Source organism: Mesorhizobium sp. M7A.F.Ca.ET.027.02.1.1 (assembly GCF_004022985.1).
Taxonomy (GTDB): domain Bacteria; phylum Pseudomonadota; class Alphaproteobacteria; order Rhizobiales; family Rhizobiaceae; genus Mesorhizobium.
On the sequence record NZ_RZOL01000798.1, the window covers coordinates 1 to 1,083 of the forward strand.

At 59.6% G+C, this 1,083-nt stretch carries 1 protein-coding gene; it reads left to right on the top strand.

Features of this window, described 5'->3' with window-relative positions:
- On the top strand, positions 1–1,083 hold a 1,083-nt coding region (locus EN749_RS38045), incomplete at both ends, for a hypothetical protein (RefSeq protein ID WP_210214764.1).

Genomic DNA, 1,083 nt, shown 5'->3' on the forward strand with positions numbered 1-1,083 from the left:
GCCTGCGTTCTGGTAGCGGATCTTTTCGCCCAACAGGACATCATCGACAGAGTAGCCGCTTTGTCGTTTGTCAACGGCATGCTGTCTGGCATGGGCGAACCGGCGCCCGAGGACATGGCTGGTCAAGGCTGCTGTCTGAGCCGTCCCGTAGCGGATGCTATCGCGAGACGGCTCAAGGTCAACGACATCGTCTCCATTTGGGTTGCCGACGATTTCGACTTTGCCGCCCTCTCTGGGCCGCCTTTGTCAACACTGCTCTCGGCCGTTGGAGCAGTGGGGGCGAAGCTCCGTCTAGTCGTTGCTCCCGCGCTGTTCGAGGCGCTGGATTATGCCGCGCGGGCAGGACTGCGTAATGCTTCGCACCGGTATAACTTCGCTATATTTCTCGGTCACCCCTTCATCGCCGGAAATGGAGCGCGTCTGCTGGCCACTTTGACCGGAACGGCCGCGGCAGCCGGTTTTCTGTCGCGCGACGCCGATTCCGCGCTGCTGGGGCCAGGCTGGGGTGTCGGCAGCAAGCATCCCGTGGTCGAAATACCTATGGCGGAATTGCCGGCTGTCGAACCTGTGAAAGAAGGTGCGCTCGAACGGATTTCCAAGCCTGGTGATCGCGTTCGGATACTGGCGGGCGACCCTGGCCGTCCAGCAAAGCTCTTTGGCTCGGGGTTCGTAAATCGCATCCTCAAGCAGGAACTCGAGGCAGCTGACCTTTGGAAGCCGGGCCACCTGATCGAGTTGACCTACTCCGATCGCTATCTCAAGGCGCCACTACCTGTACTGCTCATGTTGCGTGCTGCAGCGTCTATAAAGGACGCGCTTGCCGCAGAGGGGGCAACCGTATCACTGTCAATTTCTACCGAAACTTTGAAGAATGACCGTTACGACGGCCATCCGTCGCGCCTGGCGCACAACTGGCGACGTGAGGATGATCGAAAGGAAACGGTCGTGCATTTAGCTGCCCTGCTCGGACTAGACTGCAGATATAATAGCGCCATCGCCCCCCACGGTCGGAAGCTGACAATACGCTACGACGACCAGACCGAGGCAGTCGTGCTGTTCGACCAGGGATTTGGCTATTGGCGG